Below are 15,236 nucleotides of genomic sequence, written 5' to 3'. Positions count from 1 at the left end.
CCGAGATCCGACGACGTACCGAGATCTGACGACGTACCGAGATCTGACCGTCGGGATCGCACCTTCGGGATCGCACCTTCGGGATCCGCAGCAGGATCCGTACCGGGATCTGAGAGGACTTGATCTGCCATGGCACTCCCTCTTGAGGGGCTGAGCGCGATCGTCACCGGCGCCGGCCGCGGGCTCGGCCGGGCCGAGGCGCTCGAACTCGCCCGGCTCGGCGCCGCCGTCGTCGTCAACGACTTCGGGCAGCCGGGCCGCGACGGCTCGGGCGAGGCGTCCGCCGCCCCCGCCGAGGAGGTCGCGGCCGAGATCCGCGCGGCGGGCGGCAAGGCCGTCTCCCACCTGGGCGACATCGCCGACTTCGAGACCGCGCGGGGCCTGGTCGACCTCGCCGTGAGCGAGTTCGGCAAGCTCGACATCCTGGTCAACAACGCGGGCATCCTGCGCGACCGGATGGTCTTCTCGATGAGCGAGCAGGAGTGGGACTCGGTCATCCGGGTCCACCTCAAGGGCCACTTCAACACCACCCACTTCGCGGCCGTGCACTGGCGGGCGCGCGCCAAGGCGGGCGAGGAGGGGGTGTACGGGCGGATCGTGAACACCTCGTCCGAGGCGTTCCTCGCCGGGTCCGCCGGGCAGCCCAACTACGCGGCGGCCAAGGGCGGGATCGTCGGCCTGACCACCTCCACGGCGCTCGCGCTCGCCAAGTACGGCGTGACCGCGAACGCCATCTGCCCGCGCGCCCGCACCCGGATGACGGAGGACGTGTTCGCCGGGTTCGCCGAGCCGACGGCCGCGGACGAGCTCGACCCGCTGTCGCCCGAGCACGTGGCACCGCTCGTCGGCTATCTCGCCTCCCCGGCCGCGGCCGGGGTCAACGGTCAACTCCTCGTCGTCCACGGCGGCATGGTGGCGATCGTGGACCGGCCGAAGGTGGCCGCGAAGTTCGACACCGCCAAGGACGTCTTCACGTACGAGGAACTGGACGCGCTGCTCACCCCGCACTACGCGGAGCGTCCGGCGGGCGAGACGTTCGCGGCGGCGGAGGTGCTGGGCCTGAAGAAGGACTGATCGTCGCGTACAGGAGAGCGGAGGCCCCCGGAATCGACCGATTCCGGGGGCCTCCGCTCGTACACCGCCGTGCCCGCTACTGGCCGTCGGGATCGCGGCGGTGGCGCCCGTGCGGGTTGGCGGAGGAGTCCTCCGCCGGTGCGGCCGGGCCGCGGTGCTTGCCGGAGCCGGTCTGCTCCTGCGTGTCCGTGTTGCTCATGGTGGAACTCACCCCGTAGATGTCGCTCTTGCTGTGCGGCGAGGCGAGTCTAGGGGGTGCCACCGACACTCCTCGGAGGGGTTCACCGGGAGTTTCCTCAAGTGGTTCATGAATCGTGTCCTCGGGAGGGCGGGTCAGTGGGTGGTGCCGCGGCGGGCGGCGGGGCCCCGGTTGGTCAGCGGGGCCTGGCCGAGCGGCACCGGGCGACAGATCCGGGGCCCGAGGCCAGGACCGGGCGCGGCCGACGGGTGCCCGGTGGCGGACCCGCAGCCCGGGCCCGGTGCGGTGAGCCCCATCGGCCCCATCGGCCCCATCGGGCCGATCTGCTCGGCCGGTTCTGGCGGCTCCACCAGCTCGGCGAGCGCGCAGGGCGCGTCGGCCGTGGCGTACGGGAGGCGCAGCACGCCCTCCGCCGTCCACAGTCCCGCACCAGCCAACCAGCCGCCGGGCGCGGCGAGTTGGTGCATCCGGCGGCCGGAGGGGCGCCACATGCCGAGCCAGCTGCCGGTCATCGTGTCGATCCGCAGCGCCACCCCGCAGCTCTCCGGCGTCAGCACCTGACCCGGCTGCACGGCGAACGGCGTCACCGCCGCGTCGTCGAGCCGCAGGCAGTCCGGGAAGCGGATCGGCCGCACGCTGCCGAGGACGCCCCAGCCGAGCCGGTCGTGCCCCGGCGACGGCGCGTCGGAGCGGATCAGGAGCAGCCCGCTGTCGGGGTCGGCGAGCAGCAGCCGGTCGTGGCTCCGCTCGGTGATCTGGAGCAGCGGGGTGACCTCGCCGCCGCGTTCCAGGTCGATCGCGACGGCCTTGACCGGGCCGTCGTCGAGCCGCCGGTCGAGGGCGAGCATCCGGCCCGTACGGTCCAGCCACACCCCGCCCGTGCAGCGGCCCTTGATCTCGGCGACCTGCTCGGGCCCGAAGGCGCCGCCCGCCACCAGCCACAGGGTGGTGGTGTCGGGCCCGACGCACATCGCGTACGCGCAGATGCCGTCCGGCGACGGCGGGAGCAGGGTCAGCGCGCCGGGCGCGGGGGCCTCGACGGCGCCGAGGGCGAGCTGTCCGGTGTCGGGCCCGGTGGGGTAGAGCAGCGAGAAGGTGTACCGCAGTCCGTCCACCGCCCGTCCGACGAGGACCCGCCCGTCGGCGAGCGGCAGCAGCAGGGTGCCGGGCTCCTCGGGCTGCGCGAGCGGCAGCGGTACGGCGTAGGGCTCGGGCCCGTCGAGGGTCCAGCGCTCGGCGTACAGGGCGTCGCCGGTCCCGGCGAGCCGCGCGGCGTAGCAGCCGTTCGCGGTGATCGTGAAGCCGGGGCGGGGCGGTGACCCGGGGATCCCCGGCATGCCCTGAAGTCCCGGCAGCCCCTGAAGGCCCGGCGTCCCCGGGAACGGCTCCCCGTCGTCCGCCGCGGCATGGCCCCCGGGCGTCGTGCCGGGGCGGTTGTCCGGCTCGCTCGCGTCCCCCGCGGCGGGCTCGATGGCACAGGCTGTCATCGACTCGTCACCTCCGGCCATGAAGCTAGTTTTCGCACTTCCAGCCGAACAACACGAGCCATCCCACTTCACACCAAAGGGTGGCTGTCGGGCGATTTCGCTGAGCCGAGGGGGCGGGTTGTGCTGGTGTGGCCAGGGGTAGGTAAGGTAAGGCGACCCTAAGTGGAATCTGTCGGTCCGCTGTCAGTGTGCTGCCGGCCTCCGCCGGGTCGCGGGCCGCCGCCCCCGGTGACCCCGTCGTCGACCCCGTACGCGTACAGGAGACCCCGCCATGTCCCTTCGCCGCCGCGGCACCGCAGCCGCCGCCCTCAGCCTCGCCGCCGCGCTCACCCTCGCGGCCTGTGGAGGGGGTGACGGAGCCGCGGACGGCGGCGCCAAGAAGGACGAGAGCGCGAAGAAGAAGGACGTCGCCACCGGCGGCAAGGACTTCGGCGACGCGGCGGCCAAGACCGCCGCCATGGGCACCGACGCCAAGCCCGGCCAGTTCCCGCGCACCCTGACCCACGCGCTCGGCAAGACCGAGCTGGACGCCGCCCCGAAGCGGGTCGTGGTGCTGGACGTCGGCGAGCTCGACAACGTCGTCTCGCTCGGCATCAAGCCGGTCGGCTACGCGCCTTCAGAGGGCGACGACGGCATTCCCGGCTACCTCAAGAAGGACGCCGGAAACCCGAAGTCCGTCGGCACCATCAACAACCTCAACCTGGAGGCCATCGCCAACCTCCAGCCCGACCTCATCCTCGGCAGCCAGCTGCGCGCCGCCGACAAGTACGACGAGCTGTCGAAGATCGCGCCGACCGTGTTCTCCATCCGTCCGGGCTTCACCTGGAAGGAGAACTACCTGCTCAACGCCGCCGCGCTCGACAAGACCGCCGAGGCCGAGGACAAGCTGGCGGCGTACGAGACCAAGGCGAAGCAGCTCGGCACGGACGTCGGCCCCAACAAGCCGACCATCTCGATGGTCCGCTACCTCCCGGGCAAGATCCGGCTCTACGCGAAGGCGTCCTTCATCGGCACCATCCTCGAGGACACCGGCCTGCCCCGGCCGGCGAACCAGCAGGTGAACGAGCTGGCCGTCGAGGTCAGCCCGGAGAAGATCGACCAGGCCGACGGCGACTGGATCTTCACCGGCGTGTACGGCGACCCGAAGGCCACCAAGCGCGACACCGCCCAGGCCAACCCGCTCTGGAAGAACCTCAAGGCGGTCAAGGCCGGCCAGGCGAAGGACGTGCCCGACGAGACCTGGTACCTGGGCCTCGGCGTGACGGCGGCGAACAGCGTCCTCGACGACCTGCGCGCGGACCTCGTGAAGAAGTGAAGCTAAAGAATTGAAGCGTTAAAGAATTGAAGCGGTGAGGAAGTGGAGCGGTGAAGCGGTGAAGGAGTAGCGCCCGCCGTCGCCTCCCGCGGCCTGTGGACAACCTTCCGGCTGTCCACAGGCCGCACGGGCGCCAGGACGCCGGGGCGCGGGGGACAGGTAGCCTTTCCTCCGTGCCCCGTCTGTCTGAAGTCATCGCCGAGCTCGACGCCCTCTGGCCCCCCGAGCGGGCCGAGCAGTGGGACGCCGTCGGCACGGTCTGCGGCGACCCCGACGCCGAGGTCCGCCGTGTCCTGTTCGCGGTCGACCCCGTCCAGGAGATCGCCGACGAGGCGATCCGGCTCGGCGCCGACCTGGTCGTCACCCACCACCCGCTCTACCTGCGCGGCACCACCACCGTCGCCGCGTCCCACTTCAAGGGCCGGGTCGTGCACACCCTGATCAAGCACGACATCGCCCTGCACGTGGCGCACACCAACGCCGACACCGCCGACCCCGGCGTCTCCGACGCCCTCGCCGGCGCCCTCGACCTGCGGGTCACCGGGCCGCTCGTGCCGGAGACCGGCCTCGGCCGGATCTGCGAGCTCGACCAGCCCGAGACCCTCGCCGCGTTCGCGGCGCGCGCCGCCAAGCGGCTGCCCGCCACCGCGCAGGGCATCCGGGTGGCCGGCGACCCCGAGCAGATCCTGCGCCGGGTCGCCGTCAGCGGCGGCTCGGGCGACAGCCTCTTCGACGCGGTGCGGGCGGCGGGCGTGGACGCGTTCCTCACCGCCGACCTGCGCCACCACCCGGTCTCCGAGGCCACCCAGCGGTCCCCGCTCGGCCTCGTCGACGCCGCCCACTGGGCCACCGAATGGCCCTGGTGCGAGCAGGCCGCCGCCCAGCTCGACACGATCTCCGACCGCCACGGCTGGGACCTCCGCGTCCACGTCTCGGACACGGTCACCGACCCCTGGTCCGCCCACCACACCTCTCCTGGAGCCCCCAACTGAACGCCGCGCCCGCCGACCAGATCCGACTTCTCGACGTCCAGGCGCTGGACGTGCGTCTCCAGCAGATCGCGCACAAGCGCAAGTCGCTGCCCGAGCACGCCGAGATCGAGTCCCTGAACAAGGACCTCACCCAGCTCCGCGACCTGCTCGTCGCCGCGACGACCGAGGAGAGCGACTGCGCCCGCGAGCAGACCAAGGCGGAGCAGGACGTGGACCAGGTGCGCCAGCGCGCCGCCCGCGACCAGCAGCGCCTCGACTCCGGCGCGGTCTCCTCCCCGAAGGACCTGGAGAACCTGCAGCGCGAGATCACCTCGCTCGCCAAGCGCCAGGGCGACCTCGAGGAGATCGTCCTGGAGGTCATGGAGCGCCGCGAGTCCGCCCAGGAGCGGGTCGCCGAGCTGACCGAGCGGGTCGGCGCGGTGCAGGCGAAGGTCGACGACGCCACGGCCCGCCGTGACGCCGCCCAGGCCGAGCTGGACGGCGACTCCGCCGGGGTCGCCAAGGAGCGCGAGCTGGTGGCGGGCTCCGTCCCGGCCGACCTCATGAAGCTGTACGAGAAGCTGCGCGAGCAGCAGGGCGGCGTGGGCGCGGCCCGGCTGTACCAGCGCAAGTGTGAGGGCTGCCACATCGAGCTGGGCGTCACCGACCTCAACGAGGTGCGGGCGGCGGCGAAGGACGCGGTGGTCCGCTGCGAGAACTGCCACCGGATCCTGGTCCGTACGGCCGAGTCCGGCCTGTAGGGCGGGCATCGTCGTGTCGACGCCGAGTGCGCGCGGGCCGCGGGAGCTGATCGTCGAGGCCGACGGCGGCTCCCGGGGCAACCCGGGTCCCGCCGGTTACGGTGCCGTGGTCCTGGACCCGGCGACCGGCGAGACGCTCGCCGAGCGGGCCGAGTACATCGGCGTCGCGACGAACAACGTGGCCGAGTACAAGGGCCTGGTCGCGGGGCTGCGCGCCGCGCGCGAACTCTTCCCCGACGCGGCCGTCCACGTCCGGATGGACTCCAAGCTGGTCGTCGAGCAGATGTCCGGCCGCTGGAAGATCAAGCACCCGGACATGAAGCCGCTGGCGGCGGAGGCTGGCCGGGTCTACCCGGCGGGCCAGGTCCGCTACGAGTGGATCCCGCGCGAGCGCAACAAGCACGCGGACCGGCTGGCGAACGAGGCGATGGACGCGGGTCGGCGCGGCGAGCAGTGGTCGCCGTCGATGTCGGCTTCGGCTTCGGTGTCGACGGCCGTGGACCACGCGGCCGACCTCGCCGCGGCGCGGGCGGCGGCGGGCGACGCGACGGCGGGCGCGGCGCGGGCCCGTGCGGCGCTGACGAGTACGGCGTTGACGAGTACGGCGTCGACGGGCGCGGGTTCGGCGGACCGGCCGACGCGGACGGACCCGGCCGAGGCGTCCGAGGCGTCCGAGGGCCTGTTCCCGGCCGACGAGGCGAGGCGCGTGGCCGAGCGGGCCCGTACGTCGCTGGCGGCCGCGGCGGCGAAGGACCGCGAGGCCGAGCAGAACGCCGGACAGAACGCCGGACAGAACGCCGGGTACAGCGCCGGGACGAAGGGCGGGCCGGAATCCGGTTCGGCGCCCGCTGCGAGCGGCGACTTCGAGGCGGAGGCCGCCCGGAACGCCCCGACGGGCCGCGCCGTGCGAGCGGCCGACGACGGCCCGGGCGCGCCCGAGGCAGCCGACCCGAGCGGCTCCGCGCCCGATCCCGCGCCCCCGGCGCCGAAGGCGCCGTCCGCGCCCTCCGCGCCCGGCTGGTCGGGGCCCGACATGGGCGCTCCGGCGACGTTCGTGCTGCTGCGGCACGGTGAGACCGCGCTGACGCCCGAGAAGCGGTTCTCCGGCAGCGGGGGCTCCGACCCCGAGCTGTCCGACGCGGGCCGCCGTCAGGCGGACGCGGTGGCGGCGGCGCTCGCCGCGCGGGGCACGATCCAGGAGATCGTCAGCTCCCCGCTGACCCGCTGCCTGCAGACCGCGCAGACCGTGGCGACCCGGCTCGGCCTCGACGTCCGGGTGGAGCACGGCCTGCGGGAGACGGACTTCGGCGCCTGGGAGGGCCTGACCTTCGCGGAGGTCCGCGAGCGCCACCCGGAGGACATGGACGCCTGGCTCGCCTCCCCGAAGGCGGCACCGACCGGCGGCGGCGAGAGCTTCGCGACGGTCGCCCGCCGGGTGGCGTCCACGCGGGACCGGCTGGCCGCCGCGTACGCGGGGCGCACGGTCCTTCTGGTCACCCATGTCACGCCCATCAAGACCCTGGTCAGGCTGGCCCTCGGCGCCCCGCCGGAATCCCTCTTCCGCATGGAGCTCTCGGCGGCGTCCCTCTCGGCGGTCGCCTACTACGCGGACGGCAACGCCTCGGTCCGCCTCCTCAACGACACCTCCCACCTGCGCTAGCGGATGCCGTGGCGGCCGGGCCGTCGGCCGTGCCGAAACCGGGCCGAAATCCGCTGGCCCCGCCACCCGCCCCGTACCACCATCGCCCCATGAACCGGGCCTGGCACTTCACCGACGACCCCACCGCGCTGCCGCAGGCCGCGCACACCGCTCTCGCCGCCGACCCCGCGCGGAACACGGTGCTGCTGACGATGCTGCGCGGGGACGGCAGACGCGGCTGGTTCGCGCACGAGCGTGCTGCCGGTGAGGTGAGCGGGGTCTGTCTGGTGACGGCCGGAGGAATGCTCGTCCTCGGCGCGATGGACGACGAGGCGGCGCGGCTGCTCGCGGCCGTGACGCCGGAGACGATTCCGGAGGTGATTCCGGAGGTGAGAGAGGTACGGGGCGAGGCGGCGGCCGTCGAGGCGTACGGGCTCGGCAGCGGGCGCGCGTGGCGGGTCACGCGGCGGATGCGGCTGTACCGGCTCGGCGAGCTGACCCCCGAGGAGCCGGGCCCGCCCGGGGGCGCCCGGCTCGCGACGGCGGCGGACGTCCCGCTCGTACTCGACTGGATGCGGGCGTTCGCGGCGGACATCGGGGAGGATCCCGACGCCGACCACTCGGCCAACGTCCGGGCCCGCGTCGACGAGGGGCTGCTCCACCTCTGGGAGGTGGCGGGCGAGCCCGTCGCGATGGCGAGCGTCTCCCGTACGGAGGCGGGCCAGGCCCGGGTCTCACCGGTCTACACCCCACCCGCCCACCGCGCCCGTGGCTACGGGGGCGCCGTGACGGCCGCCGTCAGCCGGGCCGCCCGCACGGCGGGCGCCACCCAGGTCCTCCTCTTCACCGACCTGGCCAACCCCACCAGCAACGCCCTCTACCAACGCCTCGGCTACCGCCCCGTGCGCGACCACCTCGCCGCCGTCCCGGACACCCTGGTCTGACGCCGGGGGCGACGACTCGTCGTCCACGGGGCCCTCGTTCCGGCCGTTCGGGCCCTTCCGACCGTCATGATCGTCCTGGCCGTGAGACCCGGCGCCCGCCGGCCACCCTCCCCGGACCCGGACGACGGGAACGGGCGCCCGAGCCACAGGGAGTTGTTCCTCGCCATGACGACCCAGACCGGACCTGCCGGACCTGCCGGACCCGCCGGACCCGCCGGACCCGAGGCCGACGACGGGACCGGCGCGGCGGGGGCGCGCGCCGCCGACCGGCTCATGGCGTTCGTCGACGCGACGGTCGCGATCGCGCTGACCCTTCTCGCGCTCGACCTTCCCGTCCCGTCCGGCGACACCACCCGTGCGGTGTTCGACTCGGTCGCCGACCACGGCAAGGAGTACCTGGCCTTCGGGGTCAGCTTCGTGGTGATCGCCGCCCATTGGCGCGCCCACCACGAGGTCTTCCGGTACGTGTCCACGCTGACCAGCCGGCTGACCTCGCTCACCATGGCCTGGCTGTTCCTACAGGTCATGATGCCGTTCGCGACCCGGGTGATCACCTCCGACAGCGCCTTCGCACCGCGGTTCAGCCTGTACGCGCTCGTCCAGGTCCTGGCCTGCACGTCGTTCGCGCTGATCATCCGGGAGATCCGGCACGCGCACCTCCACCGGCCGGACGCCCCGCCCCGGGTGTTCGTGGAGAACCTGGTGCGGAGCGTCTGCCTGGCTGCCGTGTTCGGGGTGTCCATCCCGATTGCGTTCCTGCTGCGGGGCCCCGGCGCGTACGTGTGCTGGCTCACGGTGCCGCTGGTGCTGGCCGTGGCGCGCCGCGTCCAGCGCCGTACCTCGGCCGGGTGACCAGCGGTCAGCCGCGCAACGCCGCCGCCTCGCGCGCAAGCGCCTCCACCCGGGCCCAGTCCCGCGCCGCCAGGGCGTCCGGGGGCAGCATCCAGGTGCCGCCGACGACCGAGACGTTGGGCAGGGACAGATAGCCGGGGGCCGAGGCGAGGGAGATGCCGCCGGTGGGGCAGAAGCGGGCCTGCGGGAGGGGGCCCGCGAGGGACTTGAGGTACGGGACGCCGCCCGCGGCCTCCGCCGGGAAGAACTTCATCTCCGTGACGCCCTGTTCGAGCAGCGCCACGACCTCCGAGGTCGTCGACACGCCGGGCAGGAACGGCACGCCCGACCCGCGCATCGCGTCGAGCAGCCCCTCCGTCCAGCCCGGGCTCACCAGGAACCGGGACCCGGCCGCGACCGCGTCGGCGACGCCCGCCGCCGTGACGACCGTGCCCGCGCCGACCACGGCGTCGGGGACGGCGTCGGCGATCGCGCGTATCGCGTCGAGGGCCGCCGGGGTGCGCAGGGTCACCTCGATCGCCGGGAGGCCGCCGGCCACCAGGGCGCGGGCCAGCGGTACGGCGTCGGCGGCGTCGTCGATCACGACGACGGGGACGACGGGGGCGGGGTGGGCAAGGTCAAGCACGCTCGTCATACGCCCATCCTGCCGACGGCAAGCGGAACGTGCAACGAGCGTTGCGCAGGATGCAATGCGCCCTGGTGGGGGTCCTAGTGGATCTCGTCCACGAGCACGTCCAGCGCGCCCGGCTTCCCGCTCTCCTCCACCACGTGGCCCAGGTCCCGCAGCGCCGTCACCAGCTCCGCCACGTCCCCCGGCACCGCCCCCGCCTCAAGGAGGCTGCGGACGATCCGGCCCTTCGTCGCCTTGTTGAAGTGGCTGACCACCTTCCGGGTCGGCGCGTGCAGCACCCGCACCGTGGCCGTACGGGCCGCCAGCTCGCCCTTCGGCTTCCAGGCCGCCGCGTACGCCGCCGACCGCAGGTCCAGGACCAGACCGCTGCCCGCCGCCTCCGGCAGCACCGCCGCCATCGCCCCGCGCCAGTGGGTGCCGAGCGCGCCGAGGCCCGGCAGCTTCACACCCATCGAGCAGCGGTACGACGGGATCCGGTCGGTCACCCGCACCGCGCCCCACAGCCCCGAGAACACCAGCAGCGAACGCGCCGCCCGCCGCCGCGCCGTGGCGTCGAGCGTGGCCAGGCCCAGCGCGTCGTACAGCACACCGGTGTAGATCTCCCCGGCGGGCCGCGCGCCGGCCGTCCGCAGCTCGGCGTTCTTCGCGACCTCGCCGCGCAGCCCCTCGCTCAGGCCGAGCACCTCGCGCGCCTTCTCCTCGTTCCCGAGGCACAGCTCGACCAGCTCGTCGAACACCGCCGCCCGCGCCTCGGCGAGCCCGGGCAACGACAGCGACTCCGGCTTCAGCGGCGCCCCGCGGCCCGAGGACGCCTTGCCTTCGGACGGCGGCAACAGGACGAGCACGGCGGTTCTCCTTCGTACGTCAGGGGTGGGGGTGCGGCCCCAGCGCTCCAGCGTACGAGGTCCCGCCCCCGCCCCAGGACCGCCGCACCCCGCGCGACCGGCGACCCGGACCCGTACCGGACCGGGCGCCCGACCCGTACGGGAGCCGCCACCCCACCCCGTACCGGACCCGACCCGTACCCGACCCGGCCCCCTGCACCTACGACATGCCGCGGCCGCCCGCCCGCCATACGCTCGGTCCATGCCCCGCCGCCACATCCATGTGACCGGCGCAGCCGAGGCGCCCCTGCGGGCCGCGCTGCGCGCCCTCCGGACCGAGCTGGGAGTCCCCGAGGTGCCCGAGGGCCCGGCGGACGGGGGCCGGGACGGCTTCCCGGCCGACGTGCACGCCGAGGCGGAGGCCGCGGCCAAGGCGCCACGGCTGCCCGGGCTCGACGCCACCGACCTGCCGTTCTTCACGATCGACCCGCCCACCTCCACCGACCTCGACCAGGCGATGCACCTCGCCCGCCGGGCCGGTGGCGGCTACCGCGTGCAGTACGCCATCGCCGACGTCGCCGCGTTCGTCACCCCCGGCGGCGCCCTCGACGCCGAGGCCCACCGCCGGGTCCTCACCCTCTACTTCCCCGACGGCAAGGTGCCGCTGCACCCCACCCTGCTGTCCGAGGGCGCCGCCAGCCTGCTGCCCGGCGAGCCGCGCCCCGCGCTGCTGTGGCGGATCGACCTCGACGCCGAGGGGCGCCGGGTCGCCACCGACGTGCGCCGGGCGATGGTCCGCAGCCGGGCGAAACTCGACTACGCGGGCGTGCAGCGGCGGATCGACACCGGCACCGCCGAGGAACCCCTCGCGCTGCTCCGCGAGATCGGCCTGCTGCGGGAGAAACTGGAGGCCGAACGTGGCGGGATCTCGCTCAACGTGCCCGAGCAGGAGATCGTCGAGCACGACCACACCTACCGCCTCGCCTACCGCGCCCCGCTGCCCGCCGACGGCTGGAACGCCCAGATCTCGCTGCTCACCGGCATGGCCGCCGCCGACCTGATGACCGCGGCGGGCACCGGCATCCTGCGCACCCTTCCCACCGCTCCGGACGGCGCCGTGGCCCGGCTGCGCCGCTCCGCGCAGGCGCTCGGCGTGGACTGGCCGCACCATGTCTCGTACGCCGACGTGGTCCGCTCGGCCGACCCGAACGATCCGCGGCAGGCGGCGTTCCTGCAGGAGTGCACGACGCTGCTGCGCGGCGCCGGGTACACCGTCTTCACCGACGGCGACGTGCCGGACCCGGCGGTGCACGCGGCCGTCGCCGACGAGTACACCCACTGCACGGCGCCGCTGCGGCGGCTCGTCGACCGGTACGCCGGGGAGCTGTGCGTGGCGGCGGTGGCCGGGCAGGAGCCGCCGGAGTGGGTACGGGCCGCACTGCCCGCCCTGCCCGACGAGATGGCCGGCGGGTCGCGCCGGGCCAACACGGTCGAGCGGGAGTCCGTCGACATCGTGGAGGCGGCGCTGCTCAGCGGGCGGATCGGGGAGCTGTTCGACGCGTACGTGATCGACGTCAAGGACCGCGAACCGGCGGTCGGCACCGTCCATCTGGACGATCCGGCGGTGGTCGCCCGGATCGAGGGCGGGACGGCGCGGCTGCCGCTGGGGGAGTGGCTGCGGGTCAGACTGACGCAGGCGGATCCGGGACGGGCGAAGGTGCTGTTCGCTCCCGCGTGAGGGCGCTCAGCTCCTTGTACAGGGCGCGGGAGTCGTCGGCGTGCACCCGGACGGTGCGTACGGGCCGGGGCGGGCCGAACAGCCGGGGCGCGTCGACCGGCTCGGTCAGCTCCAGGGTGACGGTGGTCTGCGAGCCGACCGGCAGGTTCAGCTCGCCGTCCCGCTTCTCGTGGGTGAACAGCGACTCGTGCCGGACGGCGGCGATCCGGTCGAGCGGTACGAGGACGTCGACGTGGGCGGCCTGGCGCACCCGGAGGGTGTCGGCGGTGAGCAGGTGCGGGCGGGTGGCGGAGGCGGCGTGCAGGCCGAGCACGAAAAGGACGGTGTAGACGTCGAGGACGAGGACGATCGCGTGGACCACCGGCCAGGCCGAGAGCAGGTACGCCATGCCGGCCGTCTCGACGACGCAGACGAAGGTGAAGCCGTACATCAGGGCCGCCTGGTCGCGGGCGTGCGGGAAGGCGAGCGTCCCGGGGCCGCCCCGGTCGGGGCGCCGGGCGATCCAGCGGCCGAGACTCGCGAGCAGCCGCAGCTCGTGCCCGACGAGGGCGAGGACGGGCGCCGGGAGCAGGGCGTCGAGCGCCTGGCGGGCGGTGTGCCCGCGCCGCCGGAGCCGGCGGAAGGCGAGGCCGTGCGCGAGGAGCAGCAGGGCGACGGCGAGTTCGGCGCCGGCGAGGACGGGCGGCGGGACGCGGACACCGGCGGCGAGGCAGCCGACGAGGACGAGTTCGGCGGGCAGCAGGGCGTACGCGCCCCAGATCCGCGCCCGCTGTCCGGGTCCGGGGCCGGGTCCGGGCCCGACGCGGCTCATCGGGCGCGCTCCGCGACGATCCGCAGCGCCTGGTGGACGGCGGCGGTCTGGGCGGGGGCGAGGCCCTCGAAGAAGACGTCGGCGAGACCGTTGTCGGGGACCTCGACGCCGACCTCGTCGGGCAGTACGGCGGCGAGCGCGGCGGCCGTCTCGGCGACGGCGGGGTCCTCGGGGGAGAGCTCGGCGAGGGCGTCGAGCCGGGCGTAGAGCTCGGGGGCGTGCGGGGCGGACCCGCGCATCAGGTCCATGAGCCGGGCCCGCTCCTCCGGGGCGACGATGGTGTCGAGGAGGGTGAGCAGCTCACGGTCCTTGACGGCGACGGGGGAGGCGGCGAGTTCGCCGAGGTCCCCGAGGTCGGCGAGCAGCCCGGCCAGCTCGGGCGACACCGGCCCCTCGGCCGCGAGCCGCCCCTCCCGGGCCTCGGCCAGCAGCTCGGCGAGCCGCGCCCGCCGCTCCCGGATCACCCGCTCCTGCCGCCCCAGGTCCTCGTCGAGCTCCTCCAGGACCTCGACCAGCTCCCGCCCGGCGTCATCGGCGAGCACGTCCCCGACCTCGTCGAGCCCGAGCCCCAGCTCGGCCAGCCGCCGGATCCGCGCGAGGAGTACGGCATCCCGGATCCCGTACTCCCGGTACCCGTTGGCCCGCCGCTCGGGCTCGGGCAGCAGCCCCATCCGGTGGTAGTGCCGCACGGCCCGCGGGGTGACCCCGACGAGGGCGGCGAGCTCGCCGATTCGCATGGGTCCAGTAGAAACCTTGACGCTGCGACAAGGTCAAGCGGAGTGCGGCGGCAGCGGTGGCGGCAGCGGTGGCCGTGGCCGTGGGGCCCGGGCGGTCGGCGCGGACCTGCGGCGCCGCGGCGAGGTCCTGTGCCACGATCGGGGGAACGACGATCGATCCCAGGGACGGCGGGTGCCCGATGTCCGACGATCACGGCATGACTGCCATGCCGCACGAACCACTCACGCGGGAGGACATCCTGCTGGAGGGTTTTCTGGCGCTTCAGACGCCGGAGGGCTTCAGGGCGGAGCTGATCGAAGGGGAGATCGTCGTGACGCCGCCGCCGGACGGGGACCATGAGCACTGCATCAGCCGCATCATCAAGCAGGTGCTCCGGAACGCGGGGACGGCGATGGACGTCTCGGGGAACAAGGGGCTGACACTGAAGGAGGTCCCCGGGGCTCCCCGGGACCATGTCATCCCGGACGCGACCTTCGCCCCGGAACACCTCGCACTCTTCCGGGGGGCCGACTCCTGGATGCCCTGCGACGGCGTCGCCCTCGTCCTGGAGGTCACCTCCACCCGCCCGCACCGGGACCGTGACGTCAAGCGCCGCTGCTACGCCCGCGGCGGCATCCCTCTCCACCTCCTGGTCGACCGGGACGACGCGGCCGTGACTCTCTTCACCGACCCGGCGGACGGCGACTACCGCGAGGCGCACCGGGTGCCGTTCGGCAAGTCCGTCGCCCTGCCCGGGCCCTTCGGCTTCGACCTCGTGACGGAGGACCTGCTCTGACAGCGGGTACCATGGTCGACACGGCAGACGAGCCGGGCGGGCGGCCGCGTGGGGGTCTTCGGATCCTCCCGAGGAACGTCCGGGCTCCACAGGGCAGGGTGGTGGCTAACGGCCACCCGGGGTGACCCGCGGGACAGTGCCACAGAAAACAGACCGCCGGGGACCTCGGTCCTCGGTAAGGGTGAAACGGTGGTGTAAGAGACCACCAGCGCCTGAGGTGACTCAGGCGGCTAGGTAAACCCCACTCGGAGCAAGGTCAAAAGGGGACACCTCGGTGTCTCTGCGCGGACGTTCGAGGGCTGCCCGCCCGAGTTCGCGGGTAGACCGCACGAGACCGGCGGCAACGCCGGTCCTAGATGGATGGCCGTCACCCCGACGACCGCGAGGTCCCGGGGTACAGAACCCGGCGTACAGCCCAGCTCGTCTGCCCCTCAGGCTCCTGACCTGCGTTTTCGCAGATCAGGAGCCTTTTCTTGT

Annotated in this window: 15 protein-coding genes and 1 other RNA gene; 10 read left to right on the top strand and 6 right to left on the bottom strand. The window is 74.0% G+C overall.

Annotated features, from left to right (window positions below):
- The first annotated feature begins 129 nt into the window (after positions 1 to 129).
- Positions 130 to 1,074, top strand: coding sequence for a 3-oxoacyl-ACP reductase (locus tag ACIPXM_RS11710; protein WP_401654594.1), 945 nt, complete (start codon positions 130 to 132; stop codon positions 1,072 to 1,074).
- A gap of 76 nt (positions 1,075 to 1,150) precedes the next feature.
- On the opposite strand, the gene ACIPXM_RS11705 is transcribed toward ACIPXM_RS11710, so the two are convergent.
- Together ACIPXM_RS11705 and ACIPXM_RS11700 are read right to left on the bottom strand one after the other, a co-directional pair.
- Positions 1,151 to 1,336: a hypothetical protein gene (locus tag ACIPXM_RS11705; protein ID WP_401654592.1), complete on the bottom strand. Its 186-nt coding sequence runs from the start codon at positions 1,334 to 1,336 to the stop codon at positions 1,151 to 1,153.
- A 71-nt stretch (positions 1,337 to 1,407) separates the two neighbouring features.
- Entirely contained in the window at positions 1,408 to 2,760 is a 1,353-nt protein-coding gene (locus tag ACIPXM_RS11700; protein WP_401654808.1) for a hypothetical protein, read from the bottom strand.
- A gap of 271 nt (positions 2,761 to 3,031) precedes the next feature.
- Between ACIPXM_RS11700 and ACIPXM_RS11695 the strand changes: the two genes are divergently transcribed.
- The 6 genes from ACIPXM_RS11695 to ACIPXM_RS11670 all read left to right on the top strand — a co-directional run bounded on the left by ACIPXM_RS11695 (position 3,032) and on the right by ACIPXM_RS11670 (position 9,242).
- A complete protein-coding gene (locus ACIPXM_RS11695) occupies positions 3,032 to 4,075 on the top strand; it encodes an ABC transporter substrate-binding protein (protein WP_401654590.1) in 1,044 nt (347 codons plus the stop codon).
- A gap of 173 nt (positions 4,076 to 4,248) precedes the next feature.
- Positions 4,249 to 5,067, top strand: a complete 819-nt coding sequence (locus ACIPXM_RS11690) for a Nif3-like dinuclear metal center hexameric protein (RefSeq protein ID WP_401654588.1) — start codon at positions 4,249 to 4,251, stop codon at positions 5,065 to 5,067.
- The gene (locus ACIPXM_RS11685; RefSeq protein WP_401654807.1) at positions 5,064 to 5,807 is read left to right on the top strand and encodes a zinc ribbon domain-containing protein; all 744 of its coding nucleotides are present in this window, start codon (positions 5,064 to 5,066) and stop codon (positions 5,805 to 5,807) included. The genes ACIPXM_RS11690 and ACIPXM_RS11685 overlap by 4 nt, the downstream gene beginning before the upstream one ends.
- A 13-nt stretch (positions 5,808 to 5,820) precedes the next feature.
- Entirely contained in the window at positions 5,821 to 7,467 is a 1,647-nt protein-coding gene (locus ACIPXM_RS11680; protein ID WP_401654586.1) for a bifunctional RNase H/acid phosphatase, read from the top strand.
- Between the two features lie 89 nt (positions 7,468 to 7,556).
- Entirely contained in the window at positions 7,557 to 8,390 is an 834-nt protein-coding gene (locus tag ACIPXM_RS11675) for a GNAT family N-acetyltransferase (protein ID WP_401654584.1), read from the top strand.
- A 165-nt stretch (positions 8,391 to 8,555) separates the two neighbouring features.
- A complete protein-coding gene (locus ACIPXM_RS11670) occupies positions 8,556 to 9,242 on the top strand; it encodes a TMEM175 family protein (RefSeq protein WP_401654582.1) in 687 nt (228 codons plus the stop codon).
- Positions 9,243 to 9,249: 7 nt separating this feature from the next.
- On the opposite strand, the gene eda is transcribed toward ACIPXM_RS11670, so the two are convergent.
- On the bottom strand, positions 9,250 to 9,876 hold the full coding sequence (gene eda / locus ACIPXM_RS11665; RefSeq protein ID WP_401654580.1) for a bifunctional 4-hydroxy-2-oxoglutarate aldolase/2-dehydro-3-deoxy-phosphogluconate aldolase: 627 nt from the start codon (positions 9,874 to 9,876) through the stop codon (positions 9,250 to 9,252).
- A gap of 74 nt (positions 9,877 to 9,950) precedes the next feature.
- Positions 9,951 to 10,718 (bottom strand): peroxide stress protein YaaA, encoded by a 768-nt coding sequence (gene yaaA / locus ACIPXM_RS11660; protein WP_401654578.1) that lies wholly within the window; start codon positions 10,716 to 10,718, stop codon positions 9,951 to 9,953.
- Positions 10,719 to 10,959: 241 nt separating this feature from the next.
- Between yaaA and ACIPXM_RS11655 the strand changes: the two genes are divergently transcribed.
- Positions 10,960 to 12,435, top strand: coding sequence for an RNB domain-containing ribonuclease (locus ACIPXM_RS11655; RefSeq protein ID WP_401654576.1), 1,476 nt, complete (start codon positions 10,960 to 10,962; stop codon positions 12,433 to 12,435).
- Here ACIPXM_RS11655 and ACIPXM_RS11650 read toward each other — a convergent pair.
- Both ACIPXM_RS11650 and ACIPXM_RS11645 read right to left on the bottom strand, forming a co-directional pair.
- A complete protein-coding gene (locus ACIPXM_RS11650) occupies positions 12,380 to 13,246 on the bottom strand; it encodes a hypothetical protein (RefSeq protein ID WP_401654574.1) in 867 nt (288 codons plus the stop codon). The two genes, ACIPXM_RS11655 and ACIPXM_RS11650, sit on opposite strands and share 56 nt — an antisense overlap.
- On the bottom strand, positions 13,243 to 13,983 hold the full coding sequence (locus ACIPXM_RS11645) for a MerR family transcriptional regulator (RefSeq protein WP_401654572.1): 741 nt from the start codon (positions 13,981 to 13,983) through the stop codon (positions 13,243 to 13,245). Before ACIPXM_RS11645 ends, ACIPXM_RS11650 begins: the two co-directional genes overlap by 4 nt.
- Positions 13,984 to 14,180: 197 nt before the next feature.
- Here ACIPXM_RS11645 and ACIPXM_RS11640 point away from each other — a divergent pair, with 197 nt between their 5' ends.
- Both ACIPXM_RS11640 and rnpB read left to right on the top strand, forming a co-directional pair.
- Positions 14,181 to 14,759: a Uma2 family endonuclease gene (locus tag ACIPXM_RS11640; protein WP_401654570.1), complete on the top strand. Its 579-nt coding sequence runs from the start codon at positions 14,181 to 14,183 to the stop codon at positions 14,757 to 14,759.
- A 28-nt stretch (positions 14,760 to 14,787) separates the two neighbouring features.
- Positions 14,788 to 15,186: RNase P RNA component class A (rnpB, locus tag ACIPXM_RS11635), an RNA gene on the top strand.
- Positions 15,187 to 15,236 lie beyond the last annotated feature (50 nt).

Source organism: Streptomyces sp. NPDC090025, from assembly GCF_044748125.1.
Taxonomy (GTDB): domain Bacteria; phylum Actinomycetota; class Actinomycetes; order Streptomycetales; family Streptomycetaceae; genus Streptomyces.
Note: the sequence above shows the minus strand (reverse complement) of the source record. Positions and strands in the feature narration are given on the sequence as shown.